Source organism: Azospirillum sp. B21 (assembly GCF_008364825.1).
Taxonomy (GTDB): Bacteria; Pseudomonadota; Alphaproteobacteria; order Azospirillales; family Azospirillaceae; genus Azospirillum.
On record NZ_VTTO01000019.1, the window covers coordinates 102,244 to 110,542 of the forward strand.

Annotated in this window: 5 protein-coding genes and 1 tRNA gene; 4 read left to right on the forward strand and 2 right to left on the reverse strand. The window is 68.3% G+C overall.

Features of this window, described 5'->3' with window-relative positions:
* Positions 1–21: 21 nt before the first annotated feature.
* The 4 genes from FZ983_RS28640 (at position 22) to gyrB (ending at position 6,978) form a co-directional block, all read left to right on the forward strand.
* Entirely contained in the window at positions 22–1,734 is a 1,713-nt protein-coding gene (locus FZ983_RS28640; protein WP_149227812.1) for a hypothetical protein, read from the forward strand.
* 290 nt (positions 1,735–2,024) lie between these two features.
* On the forward strand, positions 2,025–3,155 hold the full coding sequence (dnaN, locus tag FZ983_RS28645) for a DNA polymerase III subunit beta (RefSeq protein ID WP_014249284.1): 1,131 nt from the start codon (positions 2,025–2,027) through the stop codon (positions 3,153–3,155).
* A 64-nt stretch (positions 3,156–3,219) separates the two neighbouring features.
* Positions 3,220–4,398 (forward strand): DNA replication/repair protein RecF, encoded by a 1,179-nt coding sequence (gene recF, locus FZ983_RS28650; RefSeq protein WP_149227840.1) that lies wholly within the window; start codon positions 3,220–3,222, stop codon positions 4,396–4,398.
* A gap of 90 nt (positions 4,399–4,488) precedes the next feature.
* Complete coding sequence (gene gyrB, locus FZ983_RS28655; RefSeq protein WP_149227814.1) at positions 4,489–6,978, forward strand: DNA topoisomerase (ATP-hydrolyzing) subunit B; 2,490 nt, start codon at positions 4,489–4,491, stop codon at positions 6,976–6,978.
* Between the two features lie 78 nt (positions 6,979–7,056).
* Here gyrB and FZ983_RS28660 read toward each other — a convergent pair whose 3' ends face one another.
* Together FZ983_RS28660 and FZ983_RS28665 are read right to left on the reverse strand one after the other, a co-directional pair.
* Positions 7,057–7,962 (reverse strand): NAD(P)/FAD-dependent oxidoreductase, encoded by a 906-nt coding sequence (locus FZ983_RS28660; RefSeq protein WP_149227816.1) that lies wholly within the window; start codon positions 7,960–7,962, stop codon positions 7,057–7,059.
* Positions 7,963–8,112: 150 nt separating this feature from the next.
* Positions 8,113–8,189: transfer RNA gene (locus tag FZ983_RS28665), tRNA-Met, on the reverse strand.
* Between the last annotated feature and the right edge of the window lie 110 nt (positions 8,190–8,299).

Consider the following 8,299-nt stretch of genomic DNA (forward strand, 5'->3'; position numbering starts at 1 on the left):
ATCCCGCGAGGTGTTGGGCGCATGAACAGCACGCCGACGGTCACGACCTCCCTCCCCTCCGCCACCCCCGCGGCGGGCGTGGATGCCATCGACTCCAGCGCCTTCCGCCGCCAGATGGACGAGGTCGTCTCCCGCATCCCGATGCACGCCATCCGCTCCGTGCTCGACGCGGTGGAGGGGGCGGCCAGCCCGAACGGCGAGCGGGCGCGGCATCTGCGCGACGCGCTGGTCGAGCATTTCAACCGCCTGCGGCCGATGAAGGCGCGCCGGCTGTTCACCAGCCTGTTCGAACCCTTTCTGGTCGACGATCCCATCCTGTACCGCTCGCCGGAGTCGGTGCCGGCGCTGATCCAGCGGGTCGACATGGGCGGCATCTGGGCGGCGCTGGCCCGCTACGCCTTTCCCGGTCTCGCGGCGGAGGTGCAGAGCCGGCTGGACGCCATGGCGCGCGAGTCGATGCTGGACGCCGTGCTGGCCAGCCCCGACGCGATGGTGATGCGCGAACTGATGCGCCGGGAGGCGCTCGACTTCCTCTACGCCATGTCCGGCGACCGCAAGCTGACCGACCGCTTCCTGGCGATGGCGAACGACGAGGCTCTGCACGACGCCGGGTTGCGCACCCAGTATCTCGGCCGCAAGGCGCCGATCGACGGCGACCTGCTGGGCTTCGTCCGCGCCCTGCTGGAGCACAACGAGGTTCTGGTGCCGCTGACCGAGCGGATGCGCCGCGATATCGAGGAAATGCAGGGCACCGGCGACCCGCGGTCGGCCGAGGTGGATTGCCAGTCGGCGCTGATGGTCGGCTTCGTCCGCCGGGTGCGCGATCTCGGCCTGCCCTTCCGCGACCAGTCGCAGGTGCTGGCCTGGTTCGCCCCGCTCTATGGGCTGAACGTCAAGCGGCGCTACGACGTGTTCCTGCGCCATGTGCGCGAGCATGGCGGCCCGGCGGTGCGCGAGTCGCACCCGCTGCTGCGCGCCCTGCTCTGCCATTTCCACGCCGCCTGCACCACCATCCGCGAGGTGGTGGACGGCATGTTGGGCGACATGGAAATCCAGGACGGCGGAGTCCTCTCGGCTCCCGCCCCGACCCGGGCCCTGCTGGGCGAGGCGGTGGAACGGTTCGACCGTGCGCTGACGGCGCTGTCCGGCACCGGCTTTCTCGCCAGCCGCTCCACGGGACCCGCGCTGCGGGCGGAGCTGGCGGCGGTCAGCCGCGACCTGACCGGCACGGTGATGCCGGCGCTGGCCGCCCGGCTGCAGGCGGCGATGACCGCCCGCCACGCTCCCGTGCCCGACCATGAGGACATCGTCTGGCTGCTGGAACTGGTGTGGCGCTGGGGCCGCACTCTCGGCAATGCCGGCTATGCCAACCCGGAGTTGAAGTCGCTGCGCCTCTATGCGGTGGAGACCGGGCGCCTCGCCTTCCTCCAGGCCATGAAGGCCGAACCGCATGAGAAGCCGGCCCACCGCATGGCCCACCTGCTGCGCATCCGCCGGCTGATGGCGGCGATGGGCGAGACGGTGGACGGCTGGATCAGCCCGGTCAGCCAGGGCCTGCACCGGGTGGTGCACAGCTATCTGGAAGCGGTGGGCGAGATCGCCGACGACGAATGGGCGGTGATCGACGCCTTCGTCTGCAGCGTGCGCAGCGAGCTGAGCCGGTCGAGGAACTGGCAGAGCGCGGATTTCGTTGACATTCTGCGGCTGCATGAGGGGAGACGGCGGGGGGAGTGAGGCGAAGCGGTCGCGCGGATGCCCCCTCCCCAACCCTCCCCCGCTTACGCGGGAGAGGGAACTCCGCTGCCTTCGCACTTGGCCCCCTCTCCCACGAAGTGGGGGAGGGTTGGGGAGGGGGCACCCGCTGCGACCACTCTCCAGCCGAAGGCCTTAGCCGCAACAATTTGGTTCGACGCAACCATCGATGTGGTATGATGCGCGCCCGCTCGGGGCGGGACGGCCGGACAACGGTCCGCAACCCCGGTGGGTCCGCAAAAAGTTCTCCCTCCGGCCGAGACGACGCCAGCATGAACATCACCATCGAACGCGCCGCCCTTCTCCGTTCCCTGGGTCACGTGCAGAGTGTGGTCGAGCGGCGGAACACCATTCCGATCCTGTCCAACGTCCTCCTGCGCGCGGGCGACGGCGAACTGTCGCTGGCCGCCACCGACATGGACCTGGAGATCGTCGAAACCGTCCCGGCGACGGTCGGGCGTCCCGGCGGCACCACGGCCCCGGCTCACACCCTGTTCGACATCGTCCGCAAGCTGCCCGACGGCAGCCAGGTGGAACTGGACATCGGCGGCGACGGCACGATCCTGACGCTGCGGTCCGGCCGGTCGCAGTTCAAGCTGTCCTGCCTGCCGGTGGAGGATTTCCCGCAGCTGTCCAGCGGCGAGCTGAAGCACAATTTCTCGGTCGCCGCCGCCGACCTGCGCGGGCTGATCGATCGCACCCGCTTCGCGATCTCCACCGAGGAGACGCGCTATTACCTGAACGGCATCTACCTGCACGCCGCCAAGAGCAAGATGGGCAGCCTGGAGACGCCGGTGCTGCGCGCGGTCGCCACCGACGGCCACCGGCTGGCCCGGGTCGAGATGCCGCTGCCGGATGGGGCGGACGCCATCCCCGGCGTCATCATTCCGCGCAAGACCGTCACCGAAATCCGCAAGCTGGTGGACGAGGCCGCCGACCGCATCGAGCTGTCGCTGTCCGATAACAAGATCCGCTTCGGCTTCGACAGCGTCGTCGTCACCTCCAAGCTGATCGACGGCACCTTCCCCGACTATGAGCGGGTGATCCCGGTCGGCAACGACAAGGTGATGGAGGTGGACGCCAAGCTGTTCGCCGCCGCCGTCGACCGTGTCGCCACCATCTCCACCGAAAAGAGCCGGGCGGTGAAGCTGTCGCTGGTACGCGGCGCGCTCACCCTGTCCGCCACCAGCCCCGAATCCGGCAGCGCCACCGAGGAGCTGGAGGTCAATTACGCCGAGTCCCCGCTGGAAATCGGCTTCAACTCTCGCTATCTGCTGGACATCACGCAGCAGATCGAGGGCGAGGGCGCCCAGTTCACGCTGGCCGACGCCGCGTCGCCGACCATCATCCGCGACGTCGCCGACTCCACCGCGCTCTACGTCCTGATGCCGATGCGTGTGTGATGGGGCTGCGGGGATCCTCCCCGCCCCAGGCGGAACGGACCAGTTGCAGCACACGGCAGTTTCGATGAACGGCGGCGCTTCGGTGCCCGCCGCCCCCCTGACGCCGGCCCTGGCCGTGCGGCGGATGACGCTGACGCGTTTCCGTGGCTACGAGTCGGCACGCCTGGAGCCCGACCGCCGCCCCGTCGCCCTGATCGGCCCGAACGGCGCCGGCAAGACCAATCTGCTTGAAGCCGTCAGCTTCCTTGCCCCCGGCCGCGGTCTGCGCGGCGCCCGGCTGGCCGAGGTGGAACGGCTGGGCTCGCCCCCCGGCGCCGGCTGGGCGGTGGCGGCAACGCTCGACACCCCGATGGGCCCGGTGGAGATCGGCACCGGCCGCGAACCCCATGACGGCAGCCGCAATTCGGAGCGCGACCGCCGGCTGGTGCGCATCGACGGCCATCCGGCCAAGGGCCAGACGGCACTTGCCGACCATGTCGCCATGGTCTGGCTGACCCCGCAGATGGACCGCCTGTTCATCGAAGGGTCGAGCGGACGGCGCCGCTTCCTCGACCGGCTGGTCTTCGGCTTCGATCCCGCCCATGCCGGCCGGCTGTCGCGCTACGAGCATGCCCTGCGCGAACGTGCCCGGCTGCTGCGCGACGGCCGCTTCGACGAAGGTTGGCTCGGCGCGCTGGAGGACCAGATGGCGACCACCGGCATCGCCGTCGCCGCGGCTCGGCGCGAGGTGGTGCAGCGGCTGCGCGCCGCCTGCGCCCGCTCGGTCGGTCCCTTCCCCGGCGCCGACCTCGCCGTCGCCGGTACGGTCGAACGCTGGCTGGACGAAGGTCCGGCGCTGGCGGCCGAGGACGCGCTGCGCGACAGCTTGCGCTCCGGCCGCCGCGCCGATGCCGATGCCGGCGGTGCCACGGTGGGACCGCACAAGAGCGACCTCGCCGTCCGCCATGCGCCCAAGGACATGCCGGCCGCCTTCTGCTCCACCGGCGAACAGAAGGCGCTGCTGATCGCCATCGTGCTGGCCAACGCCCGGCTGCTGGCCGCCGAACGCGGCGCGGCGCCGATCCTTCTGCTGGACGAAGTAGCAGCCCATCTCGACCCCGACCGGCGCGCCGCGCTGTTCGGCGAAATCCTGGCTCTGGGCGCCCAGGCCTGGATGACCGGCACCGACGAGGGGGTTTTCGACCCGCTTGGGGACGACGCCCGCCGGTTCCGCATCGAAGACGCCCACATTCGCCCCGGATAGGGGTGGAAATTTGGGCCGTGACCCAAAAAAAAGGCGTGTTCACGCACGCTAAACCGCCGAATCCGCAACCGAATCTGTTATAGTCGACGCATGGCACAGGAAGCACTGAAGAACGACCTCCCGCAGTCGGAGCCCCAGCAGGCGGACTACGGGGCGGAGTCGATCACCGTTCTGCGCGGGCTCGATGCCGTGCGCAAACGCCCCGGCATGTACATCGGCGACACCGACGACGGGTCCGGCCTGCACCACATGGTGTATGAGGTGGTCGACAACGCCATCGACGAGGCGCTGGCCGGCTATTGCGACAAGGTCGAGGTTCTGCTGAACGCCGACGGATCGGTCACGGTGCGCGACAACGGCCGCGGCATTCCGACCGACATCCATTCGGAGGAAGGCGTCTCGGCGGCCGAGGTCGTGATGACCCAGCTGCATGCCGGCGGCAAGTTCAACCAGAACAGCTACAAGGTCTCCGGCGGCCTGCACGGCGTCGGCGTGTCGGTGGTGAACGCGCTCTCCGAAACGCTGGATCTCCGCATCTGGCGCGGCGGCCGCACCTGGACCATGCGTTTCCGCCACGGCGTCGCCGAGGCGCCGCTGGCCGACGTCGGCGAGGCGCCGATGGTGCCGGAGAAGGGCAAGCAGCTGTCGGGCACGGAAGTCACCTTCATGCCCTCGGCCGAGACCTTCACCAACATCGAGTTCGATTACGCCACGCTGGAACACCGGCTGCGCGAGTTGGCCTTCCTCAACTCCGGCGTCCGTCTGGTTCTGACCGACGCGCGCGGAGTGGAGCCGAAGGTGCAGGACCTGCATTACGAAGGCGGCCTGGAAGCCTTCGTGAGCTGGCTCGACCGCTCCAAGACGCCGCTGCACAAGCCGGCGATCACGCTGAAGAACGAGCGCCCGACCGAGCATGGCGGCGTGGTGACGGTGGAATGCGCGCTGCAGTGGAACGACAGCTACCACGAGACGACGCTGTGCTTCACCAACAACATCCCGCAGAAGGACGGCGGCACCCACCTCGCCGGCTTCCGCGCGGCGCTGACCCGTGCCATCAACAACTATGCGACCGAGTCCGGCATCGCCAAGAAGGAGAAGGTCAACCTGTCGGGCGACGACGCCCGTGAAGGCCTGACCTGCGTCCTGTCGGTGAAGGTTCCGGATCCGAAATTCTCCAGCCAGACCAAGGACAAGCTGGTCTCAAGCGAGGTTCGTCCCGTCGTCGAGGCGGTGGTGGGCGAGGCGCTGGCCCAGTATTTCGAGGAACATCCGGCCGACGCCCGGCGCGTCGTCCAGAAGGTGGTGGAAGCCGCCGCCGCCCGCGAGGCCGCCCGCAAGGCGCGCGAGCTGACCCGCCGCAAAGGCGCGCTCGACATGGCCTCGCTGCCCGGCAAGCTGGCCGACTGCCAGGAACGCGACCCGGCGGCGTCCGAACTGTTCATCGTCGAGGGCGACTCGGCCGGCGGCTCGGCCAAGCAGGGCCGTTCGCGCCAGTTCCAGGCCATCCTGCCCTTGCGCGGCAAGATCCTGAACGTGGAGCGCGCCCGCTTCGACAAGATGCTGGGCTCGGCGGAGATCGGTACGCTGATCGCCGCGCTCGGCACCGGCATCGGCCGCGACGAGTTCAACGCCGACAAGACGCGCTACCACAAGATCATCATCATGACCGACGCGGACGTGGACGGCAGCCACATCCGTACCCTGCTGCTGACCTTCTTCTTCCGGCAGATGCCTGACCTGATCGAGCGCGGCTATCTCTACATCGCCCAGCCGCCGCTCTACCGCATCAAGCGCGGCAACGCCAAGGAGCGGTACCTGAAGGACGACCGGGCGCTGGAGGAGTATCTGGTCGAAGCGGCGCTGGGGGACCTGTCGGTCCAGCTGTCCGATGGAACCCTGCTGATCGGCGAGCAGCTGTCCGGTCTGGTCGATCAGGCCCGCACCGCCCGGCCGGCGATCGACACGCTGTCGCGCAAGGTCGGCAACGCCATGGTGGTGGAGCAAGCGGCGGTAGCCGGCACACTCTCCGCCAGCTTGGCCGAGGACAAGGTCGCCGCCGAAGCCGCGGCCAGGGCGGTGGCCGAGCGGATGAACAGGATGGACGTTGATGGCGGCTGGCGCGGCGAGGCCCTGCCCCAGGGCGGCTATGCGGTCATCCGCGCCCGCCGTGGCGTCACCCACCGCCATCTGTTCGACGTCGACCTGCTGAAGAGCGGCGAGGCGCGGCGGCTGGACGGGCTGGCCGCCGACCTGAAGCGGGTGTTCGGCACCGCCGGCAAGGCCTTCGAGAAGCAGAAGGAGACCCGCGCGCTGACCGGTCCCGTCGCCCTGTTCGACACGGTGATGGAACTGGGCCGTCGCGGCGTCACCATCCAGCGCTACAAGGGTCTGGGCGAGATGAATCCGGACCAACTGTGGGAAACCACGCTGGACCCGACCAAGCGCTCGCTGCTCCAGGTCCGCGTCAGCCACGCCGATCAGGCGGAAGAGGTGTTCTCCACCCTGATGGGCGACATCGTCGAGCCGCGGCGCGAGTTCATCCAGGACAACGCACTGAAGGTGTCGAACCTGGACGTCTGATCCACGTACCCTGAGACGTCGGAAAGGGGGTGGTGCCGCAAGGCTCCGCTCCTTTTTCTTTGCGGATTTCTTTGCAGATCAACCGCGGTGCCGCAAATCGTTGTGGATGGCGGTTGCGGCGATCGCCGCCTCTCCCATGGCGACGGCGATCTGGTTGAGAGTTGAGACGACATCGCCGGCGGCATAGAAGCCGGGAACCGAACTGCGCTGGTGCCGGTCAACGATCAGGCGCCCATCAGCATCCATCTCGGCACCGACCTGCTCGGCCAGACCGGACCGGGCGGTTATGCCCAGCGCCGAGTAGAGCGTATCGAATTCAAGGATTTGACCGCTTTCCAAGGTCAGGCGGGTGCTCTGGTCCGCCCCGGCATCGACTGCAGTCACCGGCTCCTCGATCACCGCGATGCCAGCGGCATCGAGGTCGGTGCGCTCCTCCATCGTCAAAGTCATCGGTTCGCCCAGTGTCAGCAGCGTGACCGCGGGACTGTAGGTACGAATGAAGCGCGCTTCTCCGACGGCCTGTGCGCCATGGCCGAGAACGGCGATCCGCTTGTCGATGACTTCGTAGCCGTCGCAGATCGGACAGACCCGGATTTGGCCGCGCTGCATCGCCTCATAAAGATGATGTACCCGCGGCTGGCCGTCGATGACGCCGGTCGCGAGCAGAACGGCGGTCGCGTTTACCTCCCTGCCGTCTCCCAGCGTGGCGCGGAAGCCGCCTGCCACCCGCTCCAGCGCGGCCACCGACCCGGTTTCGATGTGGCCGCCATAGGTTTCGGCCTGGGCGCGGATGCGGGCGAGCAGATCAGTGCCGCGGATGCCTCCCGTGAAGCCGGCGAGATTGTGGGAGGTCGGAATCCAGGCGCAGCGGCTCTTCGCCTCGTCCACCACCAGGGCCGAGCGGCGATAGCGGGCCAAGTAGATGGCGGCAGTCAGCCCGGCAGGACCACCGCCGACGATCAGGCAATCGAGCATGGATGGCATCGCGTTCCTTGTCCTGAACCGGGCAAACGAAGCGTGCCCTTCGGCTCATAGACAAGCGGAGCGGCCGGATGTCACGCCCCGCGCCCATCGGACAAAATATGCACAGCAAAAAGCCCGCCGAGCGTAAGCTCGGCGGGCTTTTTGCTGATTTGGTTGCGGGGGCAGGATTTGAACCTGCGGCCTTCAGGTTATGAGCCTGACGAGCTACCGGGCTGCTCCACCCCGCGGATGTCTCAGTATGGGATGATGGATGTCGTGACGATGCCAGCGTATATGCTTTGGTTTGACGTCTCTTGAGCCTGAGTGACCTGGCGGCGACCTACTCTCCCACGTCTTA